This is a genomic window from Acinetobacter lwoffii (assembly GCF_015602705.1).
Classification (GTDB): Bacteria; Pseudomonadota; Gammaproteobacteria; order Pseudomonadales; family Moraxellaceae; genus Acinetobacter; species Acinetobacter lwoffii_E.
In genome coordinates this window covers 2,511,453-2,532,730 of sequence record NZ_CP059081.1, presented here as the reverse complement: position 1 = coordinate 2,532,730, position 21,278 = coordinate 2,511,453, and the positions used below count along the sequence as shown (strand labels likewise).

Here is a 21,278-nt window from a genome sequence, read left to right as displayed (position 1 = left end):
ATGAAGTGATAATTTTAGTAAGGTTAAGCCAGCAATTCATCAAGTTTGCCTTCACGCTCTAAAGCATAAAGTTGGTCAAAACCACCGATGAACTGATCATTAATAAAAATTTGTGGCACGGTACGGTGATTGGTACGCTGCATCAATTCAAGACGTACTTCAGGCGCTTCTTGAGACAAGTTAATCTCTTTATATGCCACACCCTTACGTTCCAGTAGCTGTTTTGCACGCACGCAATAAGGACATACTGTCGTCGAGTAAATAGTAACTTCAGCCATGATCAATCTCCTGTTCGTGGATTATTTGCTTTTCACCAAAGGTAAACCTTGAGCTTTCCAGTTGCTGACGCCGCCATCAAGACGGTATGCATCAGCATGACCGACCTGCTGTAATGCAGTACCAGCCACCTGTCCAAGGTTACAAATGAACACCAAAGGGCGATCAGATGCTTTCAGCTCTTCAACATGTTTTGTAATCTGGCTATATGGAATATTACGGCTGCCGCTGATATGACCTTCACGGAAGTCTTTTGCATCACGTAAATCAATCAGCATGGCATTTTTTGCTTTGACTAAAATTCCCAGCGATTGCGGAGAAATTTTGCGACCGTTACGTTGACCTTCGATAATGAAGAACAAAACCACTAATACCGCGAGTGTTCCAAATAAGAAGGGGTGATTCCCCATAAACTCGAACCAACGTTCCACAATTCACCTAATTACAATTTTAAAATTGCCAAGAGTATAGCTCATAAATATGGTGATCAAAATCACCGCTTCAAGGGCCAAGGGTTAAGAAAATTAATTTTTTTGCTGTGCTTCAGTGATTTCGTCGATTAAACGTAAATAGCTGTCCAGTCGGCGCGGTAAAATTTCACCTGCTGCGGCGGCCTGGCGTAAAGCACATTGTTTTTCATGCTTATGGGTACAGTTACGGAACTGACAATGTCCGAGCAGATTTTCAATTTCAGGAAAGCCGCTTTGTACCTTATCTAAAGTCAGATGCCACAGGCCAAATTCACGAATTCCCGGAGAGTCAATCAGGGCGGCACCTTCACCAAAACCGATCAAGCGCGTTGATGTCGTAGTGTGCTGACCAAGTGCCGAGTTTTCCGAAATAATATTGGTTTTCTGTGCGGCATCCGGCACGATCGCATTAATCAGCGTGCTTTTACCCACACCAGATTGACCGACGAAAGCCACCGTTTCATTTTCCAGACGATTAGACAGTGCAGTCAGGTCGCCATCGGATTGGGTCTGCATCACTTCATAACCGAGATCTTGATATTCTTGCAGCAGAGTCAGAATCGGATCGTTTTCTTTTAACAAATCGGCTTTATTCATCACCAGCAATGCAGGAATATCGGCATCGGCACAGGCCACCAGATAACGGTCGATCAGGCCCGGCGCTGGCTCAGGCAATGGTGCAAACACGATCACAATCAGTGAAATGTTGGCCGCTACCGGTTTAACCTTGTGATAGCGGTCGGGGCGTGTCAATAAGGATTTTCGGGGATGAATCGCGGTGATAATTCCTAAACCGGTATTCGGATCGGCTTGCCATTTGACCCGGTCACCCGTGACCAATAAATCCAGATTGGTCCGGGTATGACAGCGCCAGACGCTGTCCAGTTCAATCTCTTTCCAGAAAGGTTCAGGCTCACCATCGGCGACCACAGGTTTTTCAGGGTGAATGTCAGGGCGAGACAAAGCTTGCACTTCAAGTTGGCGGCCATAATGTTGCACCACTAAACCTTCAAGATCACTGGAGGTATCGAGATCTTCTTGACGTGTTTTCTGTTGTTTCTGAATGCGGCGCTGTTGTTGCTCTGTCAGACGACGCTTACGTATTAAGGCCATTCATATCCTAAAAAAACCGGGTAAATCAGATGGCAAAAATAGCATGAAGCAGCCCCCGAATGACACCCAAGATGTAATTAATTTGCTACTATAGTTGTTTTTAAACCCAATAAGATTGCACATTTATGAGCAGCACCGCTGATACCCGCCTGATTTGGATTGACCTTGAAATGACAGGTCTAGACACAGACAATGATCAAATTATTGAAATTGCAACAATTGTAACCGATGACAATTTGAATATTCTGGCAGAAGGTCCTGTGCTCGCGGTGCATCAGCCTGCACGTCTGTTAAATGCCATGGATGAGTGGAACACTCGTCAACATGGTCAATCGGGTCTGATTGAACGGGTGCGTCGCAGTAAACTGACGGCTCAGGATGCAGAACAGCAAACCATTGAATTCCTGAAAAAATGGGTCAATCCAAAGTCATCCCCGATGTGTGGCAACTCGATCTGTCAGGATCGCCGTTTCTTGCACCGCCTGATGCCTGAGCTGGAACAATATTTCCACTACCGTAATCTGGATGTATCTTCAGTGAAAGAGCTGGCAAAACGCTGGCGTCCTGAAATCATGAGTGGTCTCAAGAAAAATGCTTCGCATCTGGCGATGGATGACATTCGTGATTCAATTGCCGAACTGAAATACTATCGTCAATATTTCTTTATCATGAATAAAGACTAAGTTTAGATGGATTGAAAGAGGCGCAAGCCTCTTTTTTTATGAGATTGATGCTTTTTTCTTTTGATATAAACTCTCAATCAGTTCAAATATCACCCAGGATATCAGTACCAAAATCAGATGGGTCTGGGTTTCATGGCGATCTAGGATCACATATCCGAATAGGCCTAAAATCAGCAAACGAATAAAAATACTCAGCGCATAGTTTTTCTGTTTTTGGCTACTGTGAAAATAAAAATGTAGAGTGATCAGGATAAAATTGAGAGCCAAAAGAGCATTGATCAGCACAGTGTTTGACTCCCATATTTAAAGTTTTATGTATGAATTTTATCCAATTATAAATGTTCCTGAATTTATCTTTCTGATTTTGCTGATAGATTTTGTATCAAAATTTTAGAAGCAGTAAAAAAATGCTGACTTTGCTAAAATAAGCCGTGATTTAACAGCTATTGATGACTTATGACTGAACTGCTTCAAGACGATGAATATGAGCGCCGCTTTGCGGGTGTTGCCAAAATTTATGGAGAAGACAGCTTCAGTCATTATGAAAAAAGTCATGTGACGGTGATTGGCATCGGTGGTGTCGGTTCTTGGGCAGTAGAAGCGCTGGCACGTAGCGGTGTGGGCGAGCTGAGTTTGGTCGATATGGATGTGGTGGCGGCATCCAATATTAATCGTCAATTGCCTGCCATGAGCACGACCTTGGGCCATGAAAAAATTGCAGTGATGGCCGAGCGTTGTCATGCCATTAATCCACGGATCAAGATTAATCTGATTGATGACTATCTGACGCCGGAAAATATCAAAGAAATTTTAGCAGGTAATCCTGATTTAATTCTCGACTGTATTGATGATGTGAAGGCCAAATTTGCCTTGATGCTGCATTGTCGCTTTAACAAGATTCCCTTGATTGTGTCAGGCGGAGCAGGCGGTAAACTGGATCCCCTGAAAATTCGTGTCGCAGACTTATCTAAAACCGAACAGGACCCGATGCTGGCCAAATTGCGTGCCCAGTTACGCGGCAAAGGTATTTGTAAAAAACCTAAAGAAAAATTCGGCATTACCTGTGTCTATTCAATCGATAATCCGTTCTCGAGTGCCGATGTCTGTGCCAGTGCCGGCTTGCGCTGTGGTGGTTATGGCTCTGCCGTGGTGGTGACTTCAAGCTTTGCCATGGTCGCTGTGGCAGAAGGCTTGAAGAAGCTGGATAGTAAAAGAGCAAAAGCCTGATTTACAAAATAAAAAGCACAAGATATGTGCTTTTTTTGAGACGGCGTTTAGAATGAAAGGATTCATTTGCAGAACAAAAATAATGTTTTGGAGCAGTTATGTGGTTCTTGCTGGTATTGATTTTGGGGATAGGGGCGTTGGCGATCTGGATGTGGAAACGTCCGGATCCGGTGAAACGTGATCAGGCGAAGGCTGTACAACATGATTTATGGATTGAGCAGATTGATGCTCAACTGAAACATGCAGCACGTTTGAGTTCAGATCCGGAATATCCGAATTATGAACGTGCCTATCAGATTTATCAGGGGCTGGCCCAGCAACAGGAAATCCCACAAGCCTATGTAGGCATGGGTCTGATGCATCTGCAAGGTCTGGGACATGAGCAAAATACTGAAAAAGCCATTAGCTACCTAGACAAAGCCTTTCGCTTGGGCAGTGATGAAGCGGCTTATCATTTGGGGCGGATTCATGAAGGGGAGGCATATCAACAGGCTGACCCGGAAAAAGCTTTGTATTGGTACCGACATGCGGTAGCACGTGGCAATCTGGATGCCCAATATCGTATTACTGAACTTTCTTCTACCGAAGGCCAGCCTCAAAATGAGATGACTGCAGAAAAACAGCGTCTGGCATTATTAATTCAAAATGCCGGGCAGGGTCATGCCAATTCGCAGTATCAGTTGGCTCAGTATTATTTGGCAGATTCAACAACCCAAGATTTAGTGCAAGGAATTCATTATCTGTTTCTGGCGGCACAACAAGATCATTTGGCCGCTAATCAGCAGATCGCCGATGATTATGGGCATGGACAGATTCTCCCCCAAGACCTGATGCAATCGCTGCAATTTATTAAACGCTGTATCAGTCTCGGTGACCAGAAAGGTCTCTATGATTATTATGCCGGTGTGTTACAAGGCCGTATCGATACCGACCAGCGTCAACGCGTGTTCCAGCATTTATTGCAGCAGTCCAAAGAGCATGCCGATGCACAAGCCAAGACTTTAATCGGGCTGGCTTATTTTCATGGCTGGTATGTTGATAAAAATGAAACCATGGCATTTCGTTACTGGTCGGAAGCGGCCAACAGTCAGCATGCGCCTGCATTATGCATGATTGCTGCGCTGTATTTTGAGCAGCACCTGGTGGCCAACGAACCGCAAAAAGCATTTGAGTTATATCAGGCTGCCTATCAGCTTAGTCCTGAAGATGTGTCTGCGCAGATGGGGCTAGCGCTGTGTTATTTAAACGGTATAGGCACAGTTAAAGATACGGATAAAGCCACACAAATGATTCAGAAGGCTGCACAACAGTATTGGCAGATTGAAGCTCGGTCTGAGGCGGATCTGATTTATAGCGTCGGCTGGTTTTATAGTCTGGCTGAATATCCATTGCCGACACGTGATAAAGCTGTCCAGTACCTGAATCAGGCCGTTACCAAAGGTTCGAAAGAGGCAGCCTGGTTCCTGTACCAAGCCCTGTCAGGCATTTATCCTGTCTTTGTGAACAATTTAGAGTTGGCAAATCGCTATCTGCATCAAGCTGCGCAATTGGGTCATGCCCAGGCACAAGCAGAATTGGGCTTGAAGTATCTTGAAGGGCAACAGATTGCGCAGGATATTGCCTTAGGCTTGAGCTATCTGCAAAAAGCAGCCGCTCAGCAGAATGGTGTGGCGCTAAATGCTCTGGGTGAAGCCTATGAGCAAGGTCAAGGTGTTGAGAGTAATATTGAGCAAGCCGTACAGTATTATCAGCAGGCGGCAGCGCAGGTGAATGCAGATGCCTATAGTCATCTTGGGCGTTTATATACCAAAGGCATTGGCGTGGAGCGTGATATTGGGATTGCACGGGACTGGCTGGAAAAGGGCAGTTTGCTCGGACATGAACGATCAATTGAATTATTGAAAAATGTGAATGCGTATTTGCAAATGAAATAAACTGGCTCAAATCATACGAGCTAAAAAAACCGCTGTCTAACAGCGGTTTTTTTATGAATCAAGCTTTGTTAAGGCAATTGTTTAATCGGGCTACCACCCAATGCCTGCATCAAGGTGACATAGGCATTATATTGATTCTGTCGGGTTTGCACCAAAGACAGCCGCGCATTGCGCGTAGTTTCCTGTGCATCCAGCAGGTTCTTTAACGCCACCGCGCCATTACGATAACGTACTTCAGTCAGGCGTTCGGTACGTTCAGCCAGTTCGACATTACGTTGCTGTAATGCAACCTGCTTAGTGAGCTCAGTACGATTCGACAAGGCATTTTCCACATCGGAAAAGGCCTCATACATGGTCTGGCGATATTGCATAATCGCTTTTTCGTATTCCAGCTCATTGACTTGCAGATCACGTTTCATGTCATTCCATTGCAGGAATGGCAAAGTCAGGCCAGCACCTAAAGTTGCAACCGGATTTTTCAGTGCATTGGAGAGGGACGTACTGCTGCCAATACCGGTGGTCAGATTACCGGTCAAACTAATGGATGGATAGTAGCTGGCTTTGTTGGCATCTTTATTGGCCAGTGCCTTACGCAAGCGCAGTTCAGTCGCTCGAAGGTCAGGACGACGTGACAATAAACTTGCCGGTAAGTCGGCCTGAATACTCGGCAATTGAATATTCGGTAAACGACTTGGCTCTTGAATCGCGAGCTGTTGAACCGGCATGTGCAGCAATACCGCGAGTCCGGTACGTGTTTCCACACGTTGTTGTTCAATCTGGCTTAAGGTTGCCTGTTGGCTTTGAATCGCCTGTTCCGCCTGGGTTAAATCCAGACCGGATACTGCGCCGGCACGATATTGCACTCGCACCAGATCATAGGTTTTTTGCGCGGTCGCCAGATTTTGCTGTACCACGCTATAACGTTCATTCAGATAAGCCAGTTGCCAATAGAGTTGCGCTGTGGTGCCGATCAGGCTCTGAGCAGTTGCCTGCAAGTCTTCTTCAGAGGCTAAGGCCTCCCAGCGAGCGGCTTCGGTTTGATTGGCCAGTTTGCCAAACAGATCCAGTTCATAGCTTAAGCCCGGATAACCCAGAGAAATACCGGTCGAAGAATCGCCACCACCATCTAGGCTAAAACGATGGCCCGTTGAAATTCTTGCATCACCGACACGAACGCCTTGCTGGCTTTGAGCCTGTCTGGCTTGAATGCGGGCCTGTTGTAAACTAATGCCAGCCACTGCCAGGTCGGTATTCTGCGCCAATACTTCATTCACCAAATTATTTAATTGCGGATCTTTAAATAAAGTCCACCATTGATCTGCCAGAATATCGGCATGAATCTGCTGACTAAGCACCTTATTGTTTTGAAAGCTGCCCGGCATATTAAGCGCAGGCTGTTCATACGGTGTTTTTACCACTGCGGCACAACCGACCAGCGAGCTTCCCAGCAAAAGGGCACTGGCAAGCTTGGTTAAATTCATTTGCATATCAGGTTCCTTATTCGCGAGAGAGCGCATCGACTGGATTCAGACGAGCAGCGTTACGTGCCGGGATAAAGCCAAACACAATCCCGATCAGGCTTGAGCAGACAAAGGCCGCTACAATCGAAGTGGTTGAATACGCCATCTGGAAAGTACCGCCGGCAAAATGGGTAATTAATTGGCCAATCCCGAGGGAAAGCAGCACACCCAAAATACCACCCAAGATACAGACCAGAACGGCTTCAATCAGGAATTGCTGCAAAATATCACTTTGACGGGCACCCACCGCCATACGCACACCAATTTCCTGAGTACGTTCGGTTACCGATACCAGCATGATATTCATTACGCCAATCCCGCCGACCACCAGTGAAATTACCGCAATTGCTGAAATCAGCAGAGTCATGGTCGCCGTGGTTTGCTGAATGGTTTCACGAATACTGTCGGCATTCTGGGTAAACACATCCTGCGCGCCATGTCGCTGTACCAGCAGATTCAGAATCGCATTTTCAGCCGCCGCACTTGGGTATTCATCCTTAATCCGCACAATGATGCTACGCACATTGGATTGCCCCAGCATACGGCTCATGACGGTGGAATACGGCAGATAGACATTCAGGCTGTCATTATTGCCCATCATGCCTTTTTGCGCGTCAATCACCCCGATAATCCGGCTCGGTACGCTCCCGAGTAAAATCACCTGACCCACCGGATTGGTGCCATCCTTAAAGAAGGTGTTTTTGGTATTGGTGTCAATGACGACATCTTGCGCCTGTTGCATGACGCTACTGCGGTCAAAAGGCTGACCGGACTGGAAAGTCATGCCACGCACGTAGAAGAAATCTTCACTGACGCCGTTGACCGTAGCTGAAGCTTCGATTTCTTTATAACGGCCGGTGACACTGCTATTCACCGATGGGCTGACGCCATCGACATACGGTTGTTCAGCTAGCGCATCGGCATCGGCCGGAATCAGGGTTTTGGACTGTGAAGATCTGGAATTATCCCCAAAGCCTCGACCCTGAAATACGGTAATGGTATTGGTCCCCAGACTGCTGATATTTTCCAGAATCTGCTTTTGTGAGCCATTACCGAGTGCCACCACCGAGACCACCGAAGCAATACCGATAATGATTCCGAGCATGGTGAGGAAAGTCCGCATGCGATGTGCATTCATGGCCAGCAAGGCCATCCGGAAGGCTTCACCCAGACGGTCAACTGCAGAACGCCATGAAGAAATCTTCTTTTGTTCACTGCGGATCAGCGGCTGTTTTTCCAGATGCTCTTCGACTTCAGGAACATTGGGCTGGTCGGAAATGATATTACCGTCTGAAATCTCGATAATCCGGGTCGCATTTTTCGCTACATTATGATCATGCGTGACCAGAATGATGGTATGACCTTTGGCATTCAGTTCACGCAAAATACGCATCACTTCAATACCGCTGTTCTTGTCCAATGCACCTGTCGGTTCATCGGCCAGAATCACGTCACCGCCATTCATTAGCGCACGGGCAATCGAAACCCGTTGCTGCTGACCACCAGAGAGCTGGCTCGGACGGTTCTGGGTTTTTTCACCCAGACCGAGATCAGTCAGAATCTTGACGGCTCGCGCATGCCGTTCAGATGAATCCGCACCGGCATAAATCGCAGGGACTTCGACATTGCCTGCTGCATTTAAATCGCCCAGCAGATGATAACGCTGAAAAATAAAGCCGAAATATTCACGGCGTAATTGCGCCAGTTCATCCGCTTCAAGTTCCCGGGTTTCACGGCCTTTGACCTTGTAGCTACCCGTGGTCGGTTTGTCCAGACAACCCAGAATGTTCATCAGGGTCGATTTACCGGAACCGGACTGACCGACAATCGCCACCAGTTCACCCGGATAAATCTCTAGATTCACCCCTTTTAAAATCTGGACCGTGCTTTCACCCGCAGGGAATTCACGAACCAGATTTTTCACCTCGAGGAGAGGCTGTTGTTGTGAATTCATGCTTACATTCTCATTGGGCCACGGCTATTGCCACCGCGTTTTGCTGCATCATTGGAGGTATCAGAACCATCGGCAATCACCACCTGATCACCACGTTTTAAACCTTTCAGCACTTGCGCAGTCGCGCGGTTATTCAAACCGATTAATACAGGGGTTGGTTTTGCAGTACCATCGGCTTGCAAGACACGAACCATGCCACGCTGTGCTTTACCTTGCTCAATCAGCGCAAGTTCTGCTTCAGACAGGTTTAGACGCGCTGGACGTTCACCGGCAGGGCGGTTGCCTTGAGCCGATTCAGCTTCAGAACGTGATGCCGGGCCGCCTTCACCGCGAGAACCCTCACCACGCGCTTCACCACGATTGGCACGTGGCGGACGGTTTGAACCTTGAATGGCTGCAGCAGGAATGGTCAGTACATTTTTGGCTTCATCCAGCACGATATAAACTTGCGCCGTCATATCAATACGCAATTTTCCATCTTCATTCGGGACATCGAACAATGCGTTGTAATACACCGCAGAACTTGACGATGAGCTTGATGTATTGCTATCGGTATTAATTGAATTGGGTGCAGGCTCAACTTGACGCAGTTTGGCGTAAATCTTTTTCTCGTTATTGCCTAAGGTAGTGAAATAAACCGTTTGACCTTCTTCAACTTTCATGACATCTGCTTCAGAAATTTCAGCTTTAATCGTCATGGTGTCGAGTTTGGCCAGTTTCACAATAGTCGGCGCACTCTGGTTGGCGTTTACAGTCTGACCTTCTTCGGTCACAATCGCCACAATCGTGCCATCCATCGGCGCCACAATCTGGGTGTAACCAAGATCTTCTTTGGCAGTCGCCAGCGTCAAACGCGACTGTTCAATCTGTGCATTGATAGCGGTGATATCCGCTTGCGCCGTTTTATAGTTCGCAAATGCCGATTCCAGCTCTGAGCGAGAAGTGGCATCCTGTGCATACATGGCTTTCTGACGGTTGTATTCAGCTTCAACTTTGGCCAAATTCGCCTGTCTTACTGCAAGTTGTGCCATCTGATTTTTAATGCTGGCTTCAGCGGTTTTTAAATCATTTTCCTGACGAACGGAGTCAATCCGCGCAATCAGCTGACCTTGCTTGACCTGATCGCCCAGTTCTACATACATTTTTCTGACCTGACCCGAAACCTGCGCCCCCACGCTGACCATCTTGGTCGCTTCCAGAATACCAGTCGCCAGTACAGAGCTTTCGATATCGCCTTGGGTGACTTCAGCCGTAATATATTGCGGAGGCTGTTCTTTGGGTTTGAGGAAGTACCACCCCGCAGCGATGAGCGCAATGGCAATCACGGTGGCCATAATCAATTTCGTCGGTTTTATTTTTGGCATGATCAATATCGGTTCAAAATCAGAGAATTGTGAACGATTATAAAAGCGAAATTAGGATAAATCGTGTATTTTTTTAAACTAATAGGAATGATTATTATTTTATTTTTCGAATTTTGACAAAGACTTAGTGAAATAGGGGCTTGCCACAGATACTGGAAATCGCCTGTAGTACCAAATGCTCCGGATTTTCATGTCCGAGTCCTTTAATTGAGGCATCAATTCTTAATAATAACCCCGGCCAGGCCAGAAAAGTCTGTGGGCTGAGACGGCGCAAGGCTTGTTGATATAACCCGACTTTGGTTTTCCAGATCCCGATTTGCAAGGCATTTTGCGGTTGTTCAAACAGCTGCATCAACAGACGCATTTCCTTGCTGAGACTCCATAAAATCAGGCTCATCGGTTCACCTGAAACGACTAGATACTGAAAAATTTTGATCGACTGGGAAAGATTACCTTGTAGCAGGGCATCGCTCAAATCATAGGTGCTATAACGTGACTGATCTTGTAAACATGCATATAAATGATCAACCTGAATGATATCGACTTCAGCAAAGGTATCGCTAACCCGCATCAGGCTGTTCTTTGCTGCAAGCAGGTTGTGCTCATGATGTTGTTCCAGCCATTGCCAGGCATCATTGGCTAAACGAATGCCGAGTTTTTCAGCTTCAATACCCAGAATCTGCTGCCGGTCTTTTGGATAATTGGCCACCAGCGAAACATTCACACCATTGGCATCAATCAGCTGAAAGAAACTGGATTTCAGGCTATTACTATCCTGTTTGGGCATCACCACCAACAGCAGGTTTTGTTCATTATGCTGCAAATAGTTTTTCAGTAACTTGATTGCGCTGGCATCCGGTTTGATATTGCCATGTACTTCAATCGCCAACTGGGTTGAAAACAGCGACAAGCTGTTCAAGGCATTAAAGACGGTTTTCCAGTCGGCGACCGAACTAATGTCATAGCGTTGACGTTCAATGTCCTGCTTTTGCCAGCTGGCCCGAAAGGCATCAATTAAATTCTGTTCCAGCAAAGGCTCTTGACCATGCAAGACCCAAGCACCGCGAGCTTCATCGACACGTTTCAGGGCTTGCAGATAATCAAGTTTCATAAAGAGGTCTTATTGAGCAGGTTGCGCTGAGGTATTTTGTTTGGCTAAGGGTAAGCGGTTCGATGAAATCTGACGCGCGATCTGCTGCGCCACATCATCAATAATGACCTGATTCAGATATTTTTGTTCCTGGTCATCGGTGTTGACCGTTTCAATATCATATTGATACGTACGTGTTGCCACGACAGTGCGTGGTTCAGTGATCGGATTGCCTTGTGCATCTTCAATCCGGAAAGTCACGTTTAAACGTAACAAGGTTTCAACTAGTTTACCGTTCAGTTCCAGACGGCGAGGGGTGTAATCCAGGACACGTAACACATAAGCATTGGGTGCATTACTCAGCTGTACGCCTGCAGCACCGAGGTAAACTGCCAGTTTCTCTTGCAGTTCTTCAGTATTGGGCGGTAAAGACAGGCTCATGACAGAGTAAGCAACAGGGGCGGAGCTCGGATTGGTTCCTTTCAGATGAAAGCCACAGCCGACTAAGCCTGCACTCAGACCACAAGTTAAAACAATTGCTGCTAAATGTTTGCCCAAATGCATGTGTTGCCCTCTATGCTTCCCGAAGGGGAATATTTGAAATCCTGAACTGGATTGTAAAGTCAAAGCCCGTTGGCTGGCAACGGGCTTTGTTTGGGAATTGTGAAATCCTTCAGAAAGTTCCTTCTCCCTCTGGGAGAAGGTTAGGATGAGGGGTTATATATTTACCTCTCCCTAGCCCTCTCCTGAGAGGAGAGGGAACTTAAGGATTTAAACCACCAAATTCACTAATTTATTCGGTACCACAATTTCTTTCTTGGTTGGACCCGTCAAGAATTGCTGAACTTCAGGCAATGCTTTGGCTTGAGCCAAGATGTCATCTTTAGAGGCATCTACAGATACTTCTAACTTGCCACGGAGTTTACCGTTGACTTGAACCACGATGGTTTGCGTATTACGTGTCAGCGCAGACTCATCTACCGCAGGGAACAAAGTTGAATTCAATTCAATCCCAAATTCAGCCAATAAAGTCTGGCTTAAATGCGGTGCAAATGGTGCAAGTAAAGTTAACAGCGTGGTAATTGATTCACGTGCGACAGCAACGTCATTGTCATCTTGGGCTTCAAACTTGTTGTTGGCGTTTAGAAGTTCCATCAATGCAGCAATGGCAGTGTTAAATGCATGACGACGTTCGATGTCATCACCGACTTTTTGGATGGTTTCGTGTGTCTTACGACGTAGGTCTTGCGCAGCCGTAGACAGTGCCGATTTGTCGATGTTTGCAGCAGTATTCGCTTTTTCAAGGAAACCTGTTGCTAAACGCCATACACGTTTCAGGAAGCGGTTTGCACCTTCAACACCGGCATCAGACCATTCCAGTGATTGATCAGGTGGTGCAGCAAACATCATGAATACACGTGCCGTATCTGCGCCGTACTGGTCAATAATCGATTGTGGGTCGATACCGTTATTTTTCGATTTCGACATTTTTTCCTGACCACCAACCACAACTTCCTGGCCATCTTCTTTATATTTTGCAGAAAGCACACGGCCTTTTTCGTCTTTTTCAAGTTCGATATCTGCCGGGTTAAACCAGGTTTTCTTGCCAGATTCAGCTTCACGATAGAAGGTATCTGCAAGCACCATCCCTTGCGTTAACAAGTTAGTGAATGGTTCATTGCCTTGTACCACGCCTTCATCACGCATCAATTTGTGGAAGAAGCGTGCATAAAGCAAATGCAGAATCGCGTGTTCAACACCACCGATGTATTGGTTGACAGGTAACCAAGTTTGACCCGCTTCAGGTTTTACCATGCCATCAGTAAAGTCTGGAGATGCATAACGTGCATAGTACCAAGATGATTCCACGAAGGTATCTAGCGTATCTGTTTCACGACGAGCATCGCCACCACAGCTTGGGCATGACGTTTCGTAGAATTCAGGCATTTTGTTCAACGGGTTACCTGAACCATCTGGAACAACGTCAGTCGGAAGAACCACAGGAAGCTGCTCTTCAGGTACTGGCACTTGACCACATGATGGACAGTTAATCATTGGAATTGGACAACCCCAATAACGCTGACGGGAAACACCCCAGTCACGTAAACGGAATTGAACCTTAGAACTTGCCAGGCCTGTTGGTTCTAATTTGGCAAGGAATGCATCGTATGCACCCTGGAAATCTAGACCGTCAAATTCGCCTGAATTAACCAGTTTACCTTCTTTAGAGCCATACCATTCTTGCCACTCTGTCTCAGAGAACTCAGCATCATCTGCGCCTTTGGCATCAATCACTTGCTTGATGGTCAAACTATATTTATTGGCAAATTCGAAGTCACGTTCATCGTGTGATGGAACTGCCATCACCGCACCTGAACCGTAAGACATCAATACATAGTTGGCGATCCAGACCGGAACTTCTTCACCTGTGACAGGGTGTTTTACAGAAAGACCGGTTGCCATGCCTTTCTTCTCGGCAGTCGCAAGATCCGCTTCTGCCACAGAACCCATACGGCATTCTTCAATGAATGCACCCAATTCTGGGTTTGTTTCAGCCGCTTTCAGCGCCATCGGGTGTTCTGCTGCAACTGCAACATACGTTACGCCCATCAGCGTGTCGGCACGTGTGGTGAAGACTGTTAAACCATCTGCATAAACTTCTGGATTCGCTGAAGGGAAGGTGATTTCCATCCCTTGTGAGCGGCCAATCCAGTTACGTTGCATGGTCAATACTTGTTGTGGCCAACCGTCTTTAAGCGTGTCTAAATCGTCCAGTAACTCTTGCGCATAATCAGTGATGCGGAAGTAGTACATTGGAATATCACGTTTTTCTACCAATGCACCTGAACGCCAGCCACGACCATTTTCAACCTGTTCGTTGGCAAGAACAGTCTGATCGACCGGATCCCAATTCACGGTTGAAAGCTTACGGTAGATCAAGCCTTTTTTATAAAGCTGAACAAATAGCCATTGTTCCCAACGATAGTATTCAGGGGTACAGGTCGCAAATTCACGATCCCAATCTACGGCTAGACCGAGTTTTTTCAACTGGTCACGCATGTAAGCAATATTTTCAAATGTCCATTTTGCCGGTGCAACCTGGTGTGCAATCGCTGCGTTTTCAGCAGGCAGACCGAAAGCATCCCAACCCATCGGTTGCAGGACAGTTTCACCTTTTAAGCGATGGAAACGGCTGATCACGTCACCAATCGTATAGTTACGCACATGACCCATATGTAGCTTGCCACTTGGGTAAGGGAACATCGAGAGAATATAACGACGTGGACCTTCTACTTTGTCGGCAACTTTAAAGGCTTTGCGAGATTCCCAATCCTGTTGGACTTGAGGCTCAATCGCACTGGCTTGATATTCGGAATCAATGTGAGTAGTCATAAACGTATCAGTGAATTACGGTGAAAAAAGTCTGTTGCACAGCATAGCGCAAAATGTACCTAAAAGTGAATTTTGCGCCGGCATTTCCCGAAGAAAAAACACGCTGTTCTATATAGAGGTGTCTTATAAAGCAACTGCACGATTTTTAGATTGCTGCAAGGCTTCGTTGGCTTCACGTTGTTGCTGGTCCTGATTCGCAGGAACTTGAGGGGCTTGTTGCTGTTGTTCTTGAGGTGTGTTCTCGGTTTGAACTTCAGTTTCAGTCGTTCTAGATGATGCTGGTGCTGAATTTTTCCAGCCATAGGTATCCACTGTGGTGGCTTTTTTCGCAGATTTCGGTGGTGGCGTCTTGGTATAATGCGTGACACCTTTCGCATCGACCCATTTATGATACTGGATCGCGGAAGCGCTGGTGCTACAGATGCTCAAAACAACTGCGCAACTCAAACTGAAGGCGGTTAAAAAAGATATTTTCATTGTTCTTGGGCCTCGGCTTGCTAGGCATGGAATACTGCAATTATTGTAGTGATATTTTCAGTAAAAATGATGGATTTTTATCTGCTTTATTCAAAGCTAACTGCTTAAATAAGCTCAATCTAGCATATAAGAAATCAGAGAAAAATCTTCGTATACAAAATTTATTGATAAACAATTTCCTTTCATTTAATAAAAATTCATTCATTTTTTTTATATAAGACATATTAAAAATTTATAAAATTAAACCATTAACTCTATGAATTTTATTGGATTAGATGAATAGACAAGACAGTAAATGCATGGCTATGAGCTGATATTGCTGTTAAAAACAGCAGATCTAGGCACTATAAGTATGGATTGTCTGTTTTTTAAACTTGACTTTAAAGCCTGAAAACACAAGAATGCTGCAATAGTTTTATATGCCTTAGATCGATCACCCTTCGACTAAGTGTCATTTCATGCAGTGGGCGATTTTTCTAGCCGAGAAATTGAACAAAGCTAAGCAAAATATGTTTATCCCAACATGTTTTAGATCCCGTATTGCTCGAACAGCGAAGAGATCAGATTTTTTTCCTATTGCTTTGAAAACTATGAAATTTGTGTGCTATAACAGTGCAGACAGTTAACAAACGAAACACTGCAAATGCCTCCCATTTGTGCAGTGAATAATATTAGGGTGAATCACGTTGGAACTTCTATCTGGTGGTGAAATGCTTGTTCGCGCATTAGCGGACGAAGGCGTTGAACATGTTTTTGGATACCCAGGCGGCGCAGTTCTTCATATTTATGATGCGCTATTTCAACAAGACAGAATCAATCATTATCTCGTACGTCACGAACAGGCTGCTGGTCACATGGCCGATGCTTACTCACGCGTGACAGGCAAGACCGGTGTTGTGCTGGTGACTTCCGGTCCGGGCGCAACCAACACGGTGACCCCAATTGCAACGGCCTATATGGACTCAATCCCGATGGTGATTTTGTCAGGTCAGGTTGCGAGTCATCTGATTGGTGAAGATGCATTTCAGGAAACCGATATGGTCGGTATTTCACGTCCTATCGTGAAACATAGCTTCCAGGTGCGTCATGCCAGCGAAATTCCTGCGATTATCAAGAAAGCCTTCTATATTGCGTCTTCAGGTCGTCCAGGTCCTGTAGTGATTGATATTCCAAAGGATGCGACCAATCCTGCAGAGAAATTTGCTTACGAATACCCAGAAAAAGTGAAGATGCGTTCGTATCAGCCACCGTTCCGTGGTCACTCAGGTCAAATTCGTAAAGCGATTGAAGAACTGATCCATGCTAAACGCCCAGTTATTTACTCAGGTGGTGGTGTGGTTCAAGGCAATGCTTCAGCACAATTGACAGAGCTTGCGCATCTATTGGGTTATCCAGTGACCAATACCTTGATGGGTCTTGGCGCATTCCCGGGTGATGATGAACAGTTCATCGGTATGTTGGGTATGCACGGTACTTATGAAGCTAACATGACCATGCACAATGCAGATGTAATTCTGTGTGTGGGTGCGCGTTTCGATGACCGTGTGACCAACAATCCTGCAAAATTCTGTCCAAATGCTAAAGTCATTCATATAGATATCGACCCAGCGACAATCTCAAAAACCATTATGGCGCACATTCCAATTGTCGGTGCTGTAGAGCCTGTACTGAATGAGATGTTGAACCAGTTGAAACAGCTTAATGTTTCTAAGCCAAATCCTGAAGCGATTGCGGCATGGTGGAAACAGATCAATGAATGGCGCAAGGTTCATGGCGGTCGTTTTGAAGCGGGTGTTGATGGCGTGATGAAGCCACAACAAGTGGTTCAGGCATTGGATAAAGTGACCAATGGCGAAGCGATCATTACTTCTGATGTCGGTCAGCATCAGATGTTTGGTGCGATGTATTACAAATACAAACGTCCACGTCAATGGATCAACTCAGGTGGTCTAGGCACCATGGGTGTAGGCTTGCCGTATGCAATGGCTGCGAAGCTTGCATACCCGGAACAGCAAGTGGTGTGTATCACCGGTGAAGCATCGATTCAGATGTGTATCCAGGAACTGTCGACCTGTAAGCAATATGGCCTGAATGTAAAAATCCTGTGCCTGAATAACCAGTCTTTAGGCATGGTAAAACAATGGCAAGATATGAACTATGAAGGACGTCATTCAAGTTCTTATGTAGATTCATTGCCTGATTTTGCCAAACTGATGGAAGCCTATGGTCATGTCGGTATTCAGATTAATCATGCCGATGAGCTAGAGTCGAAGCTTGCAGAAGCGATGGCGATTAACGACAAGTGCGTATTTATTAACGTTATGGTAGATCGTACCGAGCACGTTTATCCGATGTTGATTGCGGGTCAGTCGATGCAGGATATGTGGTTGGCTAAAGGGGAGCGCACGAAATGAGACATATTATCTCTGTACTCGTAGAAAACGAATCAGGCGCGCTTTCCCGTTTAGTGGGTTTGTTCTCACAGCGTGGCTACAATATCGAAACATTGAATGTTGCTCCGACTGAAGATCCAACGCTTTCACGTTTGACATTGACCACTTATGGTGATGATCACAAGATTGAGCAAATTACCAAACAGCTTAACAAGTTGGTTGAAGTGGTGAAAGTGGTTGACCTGTCTGAAGGTGCACATATTGAGCGTGAATTGATGCTGATTAAAGTTAAAGCATTGGGTTCATCGCGTGACGAAATCAAACGTACGGCGGATATTTTCCGTGGTCAGATTGTTGATGTCACACCGACCACCTATACCATTCAAATTGCGGGTACGACTGAAAAAGTGGATGCATTTATCGATGCACTAGCAGAACACACCATTTTAGAAGTCGTGCGTTCAGGGGTTTCTGGTATCGCACGCGGTGAAAAAGTACTCACCATCTAAATTTTAAAGTATTTCCTCATCCTAATAAGAAGGGGGTATCAGGCAGTGTAAATACAAAGGTCACTGCCTGATTTAAACAGACAAACAAGCATTAAGCGGAGACAGCAATGCAAATTTTTTACGATAAAGACTGCGACTTATCTATCATCCAATCGAAGAAAGTAGCGATCATTGGTTACGGTTCACAAGGTCACGCACATGCGCTTAACCTTAAAGATTCTGGTGTTGACGTAACTGTTGGTCTGCGTGCGAACTCTACTTCTTGGAAAAAAGCTGAGAATTCTGGTCTTAAAGTTGCTGAAGTTGCTGCTGCTGTAGCGCAAGCTGACGTAGTCATGATCTTGACGCCAGACGAATTCCAATCTCAACTTTATCGTGACGAGATTGAGCCAAACATCAAGCAAGGTGCTACTTTAGCGTTTGCTCACGGTTTCTCGATTCTTTACAACCAAGTTGTTCCACGTGCTGACCTTGACGTAATCATGGTTGCGCCTAAAGCACCTGGTCACACAGTACGTTCTGAATACCAGCGTGGTTCAGGTGTTCCTGACTTAATCGCAATTCACCAGGATGCATCTGGTAACGCGCGTAACGTTGCACTTTCTTATGCTTCAGGCGTAGGTGGCGGCCGTACTGGTATTATCGAAACTTCATTCCGTGAAGAAACTGAAACTGACCTATTCGGTGAGCAAGCAGTTCTTTGTGGTGGTGCGGTTGAACTGGTTAAAATGGGCTTCGAAACTCTGGTTGAAGCTGGTTATGCTCCAGAAATGGCGTACTTTGAATGTCTACACGAACTTAAATTGATCGTTGACTTAATGTTCGAAGGCGGTATTGCGGACATGAACTACTCAGTATCGAACAACGCTGAATACGGCGAATATGTAACGGGTACTGAAGTAATTAACGAACAGTCTCGTGAAGCAATGCGTAATGCACTGAAACGTATTCAATCTGGCGAATACGCGAAGATGTTCATTCAAGAAGGTGCGTTGAACTATCCTTCTATGACTGCTCGTCGTCGTCAAAACGCTGCTCACGGTATCGAAGTAACAGGTAACAAACTTCGTTCTATGATGCCTTGGATTCAAGCGAACAAGATCGTTGATAAAGAAAAGAACTAAGTTCTGATTTCTAAGTCAAAAAGCCCTTGCTTTTAACAGGGGCTTTTTTATGTCTTGTAAAAATAAAATGACTTATTTGAGTTGAACTGCGTGCCTCAAATAGAAGAAAGCAGTGTTTTCACTTCTTGCGTTTCATTCAAAGTAGTGCTTGCCTCCTTGCACTTCGTACAAAACAGTATTTTGTACTTGTTCATACCTTAGATTCAAGCGAACAAGATTGTAGACAAAGAAAAGAACTAAGTTCTTGATCAATTGATTTGATGCTAAAACCTACTCAATTTGAGTGGATTTTTTATTGCAAGTTTTTAGTTAAATCTGAGAGATAATGTCAAATTTTTTTCAGACTTTTATGAGAAGAAGATCAGATAGTGTATTAAAAAAATAATATAATATTGTGGGAAACGAAAGATGAGCCAAATTTTTATATAAGTTGATCGCTAGTTTTTATTTAAAATAGATTATTTTTAATAATAGGGATAAATATTCTTTAAATAGTTGATTGAATCTATCAGAAGTATAGTTATTTAATTGATTTAAATGGGATAAAGAATATAAAGTATAGTTTTAATGAGAATTTTCATTCAATAAGATATTAAATTAATTAATTGAATTGTAAGATGATTCAAAGAGTGTAAATTTTATAAAAATATAGGTGTTGATTAGGATGTTATGAAATCAAAAGATTTAAATGAATGTATTAATTTAACAATAAGTTTTCAGAGTGAGATTAATAGTAAGTATAGGAGGGGGATTTTTACTAAAGGCGATGATGTGTGAAAAATAACAAAAAAAACAAAACGGAATCACACTTTTTTTACCTATCCGAGGGTAAGTTGTAAATCTTTGTAAATAATGCAAATAGTTTGGGGTTATTATTATTTAAAAAATATGAAAATCATATAGTTAAATTTTATTTGATTATCTTCAATTTTTTAAGTTCTTTTTTAGCTTTATGGGGAGTTTCGTAGGAATTACATGTAATAATTATTATTTTTAAATAATTGTATATAAAATAATGACATACAAAAAAATACTAATCCCGGGAAATAGGAAAATATATTGTGAATAATAAAGTATCTGTATGTTTTTTTATTAATGATAGTAAGATAACTACACGCTGTATAGCCTTACTCATAATAAGAAAGAGTTTTTATATCAGCGCGACCCAAACAAATAAATATATTCTTTTTTTTAAAGAATGGAGAAGATCATGAATAAAATGACTCAAACAGTATTAGCAGCATTAGCACTAAGCTTTGGTTTTGGCTCAACAGTTGTTTATGCAGAAGATATGGGAGCTGCAGGACGCCCAGGTCATAATCCTAAACCACCAATTGACTGGAGTAAATGTAATACTTTAGGTTGTGAAAAAGAAATTCCAATTTCACTTAAAATTAATAAGAAATGTATTTTAACTGGTGGAAATGCAATAGTATTATCTGCTGCTGGTGGAACCCAAACTACAAATTATTCAATTACAACAAATACCCCTTATGTTCTGAATTTGCAAACTGCAAATGCTAGCGCTAGTAATAATACGTTTGTTAGACATGAAACAGATGCATCTAAAACAATTGCTACAACAATTGTGACAACTAAACAAGGTGCAGGCGCTGTTCCGTTTGGTAATTCAAATCATAACGGTCAAGCAGTTGATAATTATACACTTGCAGTTACTAATGCTGCAGTTAATGCTACACAGTTAGCAGGTAATTATACCGATCGCTATCTAATTAAAGCTTACTACTAAT

17 protein-coding genes are annotated in these 21,278 nt (G+C 44.4%); 7 read left to right on the top strand and 10 right to left on the bottom strand.

The annotated features are described in order from the left end of the window. Positions 1-23: 23 nt before the first annotated feature. From grxC to rsgA, 3 genes are all read right to left on the bottom strand, one after another. On the bottom strand, positions 24-278 hold the full coding sequence (gene grxC, locus H0S56_RS12085) for a glutaredoxin 3 (protein ID WP_004278388.1): 255 nt from the start codon (positions 276-278) through the stop codon (positions 24-26). Between the two features lie 21 nt (positions 279-299). Further along, positions 300-707 carry a rhodanese-like domain-containing protein gene (locus H0S56_RS12080; RefSeq protein WP_004278386.1) on the bottom strand — a complete coding sequence of 136 codons (408 nt, stop codon included), beginning with the start codon at positions 705-707 and terminating at the stop codon, positions 300-302. 93 nt (positions 708-800) lie between these two features. After that, on the bottom strand, positions 801-1,859 hold the full coding sequence (gene rsgA / locus H0S56_RS12075) for a ribosome small subunit-dependent GTPase A (protein ID WP_005103207.1): 1,059 nt from the start codon (positions 1,857-1,859) through the stop codon (positions 801-803). 125 nt (positions 1,860-1,984) lie between these two features. Here rsgA and orn point away from each other — a divergent pair, with 125 nt between their 5' ends. From orn to H0S56_RS12060, 3 genes are all read left to right on the top strand, one after another. Beyond that, the gene (orn, locus tag H0S56_RS12070; RefSeq protein WP_004278381.1) at positions 1,985-2,542 is read left to right on the top strand and encodes an oligoribonuclease; all 558 of its coding nucleotides are present in this window, start codon (positions 1,985-1,987) and stop codon (positions 2,540-2,542) included. 456 nt (positions 2,543-2,998) lie between these two features. Beyond that, positions 2,999-3,769, top strand: coding sequence for a tRNA threonylcarbamoyladenosine dehydratase (locus H0S56_RS12065; RefSeq protein ID WP_195725158.1), 771 nt, complete (start codon positions 2,999-3,001; stop codon positions 3,767-3,769). Positions 3,770-3,867: 98 nt separating this feature from the next. Further along, complete coding sequence (locus H0S56_RS12060; protein WP_195725157.1) at positions 3,868-5,703, top strand: tetratricopeptide repeat protein; 1,836 nt, start codon at positions 3,868-3,870, stop codon at positions 5,701-5,703. A gap of 68 nt (positions 5,704-5,771) precedes the next feature. Here H0S56_RS12060 and H0S56_RS12055 read toward each other — a convergent pair whose 3' ends face one another. The 7 genes from H0S56_RS12055 to H0S56_RS12025 form a co-directional block, all read right to left on the bottom strand. After that, on the bottom strand, positions 5,772-7,190 hold the full coding sequence (locus H0S56_RS12055) for an efflux transporter outer membrane subunit (RefSeq protein ID WP_195725156.1): 1,419 nt from the start codon (positions 7,188-7,190) through the stop codon (positions 5,772-5,774). A gap of 10 nt (positions 7,191-7,200) precedes the next feature. Beyond that, on the bottom strand, positions 7,201-9,177 hold the full coding sequence (locus H0S56_RS12050; protein ID WP_005245974.1) for a MacB family efflux pump subunit: 1,977 nt from the start codon (positions 9,175-9,177) through the stop codon (positions 7,201-7,203). A gap of 2 nt (positions 9,178-9,179) precedes the next feature. After that, positions 9,180-10,541: a MacA family efflux pump subunit gene (locus H0S56_RS12045; protein WP_195725155.1), complete on the bottom strand. Its 1,362-nt coding sequence runs from the start codon at positions 10,539-10,541 to the stop codon at positions 9,180-9,182. Between the two features lie 124 nt (positions 10,542-10,665). Continuing rightward, on the bottom strand, positions 10,666-11,652 hold the full coding sequence (holA, locus tag H0S56_RS12040) for a DNA polymerase III subunit delta (RefSeq protein WP_004733070.1): 987 nt from the start codon (positions 11,650-11,652) through the stop codon (positions 10,666-10,668). A gap of 9 nt (positions 11,653-11,661) precedes the next feature. Further along, on the bottom strand, positions 11,662-12,195 hold the full coding sequence (locus H0S56_RS12035) for an LPS-assembly lipoprotein LptE (RefSeq protein WP_005103222.1): 534 nt from the start codon (positions 12,193-12,195) through the stop codon (positions 11,662-11,664). Between the two features lie 207 nt (positions 12,196-12,402). Beyond that, on the bottom strand, positions 12,403-15,024 hold the full coding sequence (gene leuS / locus H0S56_RS12030; protein WP_005250745.1) for a leucine--tRNA ligase: 2,622 nt from the start codon (positions 15,022-15,024) through the stop codon (positions 12,403-12,405). A gap of 123 nt (positions 15,025-15,147) precedes the next feature. Further along, positions 15,148-15,501, bottom strand: a complete 354-nt coding sequence (locus tag H0S56_RS12025) for a DUF4124 domain-containing protein (RefSeq protein WP_005250747.1) — start codon at positions 15,499-15,501, stop codon at positions 15,148-15,150. A 686-nt stretch (positions 15,502-16,187) separates the two neighbouring features. On the opposite strand from H0S56_RS12025, the gene H0S56_RS12020 reads away from it, so the two are divergent. The 4 genes from H0S56_RS12020 to H0S56_RS12005 all read left to right on the top strand — a co-directional run bounded on the left by H0S56_RS12020 (position 16,188) and on the right by H0S56_RS12005 (position 21,277). Continuing rightward, positions 16,188-17,915: an acetolactate synthase 3 large subunit gene (locus tag H0S56_RS12020; RefSeq protein WP_004278370.1), complete on the top strand. Its 1,728-nt coding sequence runs from the start codon at positions 16,188-16,190 to the stop codon at positions 17,913-17,915. Next, positions 17,912-18,403 carry an acetolactate synthase small subunit gene (ilvN, locus tag H0S56_RS12015; RefSeq protein ID WP_004278369.1) on the top strand — a complete coding sequence of 164 codons (492 nt, stop codon included), beginning with the start codon at positions 17,912-17,914 and terminating at the stop codon, positions 18,401-18,403. Before H0S56_RS12020 ends, ilvN begins: the two co-directional genes overlap by 4 nt. Before the next feature lie 107 nt (positions 18,404-18,510). Next, positions 18,511-19,527 (top strand): ketol-acid reductoisomerase, encoded by a 1,017-nt coding sequence (gene ilvC / locus H0S56_RS12010; protein WP_195725154.1) that lies wholly within the window; start codon positions 18,511-18,513, stop codon positions 19,525-19,527. Between the two features lie 1,210 nt (positions 19,528-20,737). Continuing rightward, a complete protein-coding gene (locus H0S56_RS12005; RefSeq protein WP_195725153.1) occupies positions 20,738-21,277 on the top strand; it encodes a hypothetical protein in 540 nt (179 codons plus the stop codon). Position 21,278: the final 1 nt, after the last annotated feature.

Excerpts from the sequence above, each read along its gene's own strand:
- ilvC (WP_195725154.1), top strand. The coding sequence starts at position 18,511 with ATGCAAATTTTTTACGATAAAGACTGCGACTTATCTATCATCCAATCG.
- grxC (WP_004278388.1), bottom strand. The coding sequence starts at position 278 with ATGGCTGAAGTTACTATTTACTCGACGACAGTATGTCCTTATTGCGTG.
- rsgA (WP_005103207.1), bottom strand. The coding sequence starts at position 1,859 with ATGGCCTTAATACGTAAGCGTCGTCTGACAGAGCAACAACAGCGCCGC.
- H0S56_RS12050 (WP_005245974.1), bottom strand. The coding sequence starts at position 9,177 with ATGAATTCACAACAACAGCCTCTCCTCGAGGTGAAAAATCTGGTTCGT.
- H0S56_RS12025 (WP_005250747.1), bottom strand. The coding sequence starts at position 15,501 with ATGAAAATATCTTTTTTAACCGCCTTCAGTTTGAGTTGCGCAGTTGTT.
- H0S56_RS12055 (WP_195725156.1), bottom strand. The coding sequence starts at position 7,190 with ATGCAAATGAATTTAACCAAGCTTGCCAGTGCCCTTTTGCTGGGAAGC.
- holA (WP_004733070.1), bottom strand. The coding sequence starts at position 11,652 with ATGAAACTTGATTATCTGCAAGCCCTGAAACGTGTCGATGAAGCTCGC.
- ilvN (WP_004278369.1), top strand. The coding sequence starts at position 17,912 with ATGAGACATATTATCTCTGTACTCGTAGAAAACGAATCAGGCGCGCTT.
- H0S56_RS12045 (WP_195725155.1), bottom strand. The coding sequence starts at position 10,541 with ATGCCAAAAATAAAACCGACGAAATTGATTATGGCCACCGTGATTGCC.
- leuS (WP_005250745.1), bottom strand. The coding sequence starts at position 15,024 with ATGACTACTCACATTGATTCCGAATATCAAGCCAGTGCGATTGAGCCT.
- H0S56_RS12005 (WP_195725153.1), top strand. The coding sequence starts at position 20,738 with ATGAATAAAATGACTCAAACAGTATTAGCAGCATTAGCACTAAGCTTT.
- H0S56_RS12035 (WP_005103222.1), bottom strand. The coding sequence starts at position 12,195 with ATGCATTTGGGCAAACATTTAGCAGCAATTGTTTTAACTTGTGGTCTG.
- orn (WP_004278381.1), top strand. The coding sequence starts at position 1,985 with ATGAGCAGCACCGCTGATACCCGCCTGATTTGGATTGACCTTGAAATG.
- H0S56_RS12065 (WP_195725158.1), top strand. The coding sequence starts at position 2,999 with ATGACTGAACTGCTTCAAGACGATGAATATGAGCGCCGCTTTGCGGGT.
- H0S56_RS12060 (WP_195725157.1), top strand. The coding sequence starts at position 3,868 with ATGTGGTTCTTGCTGGTATTGATTTTGGGGATAGGGGCGTTGGCGATC.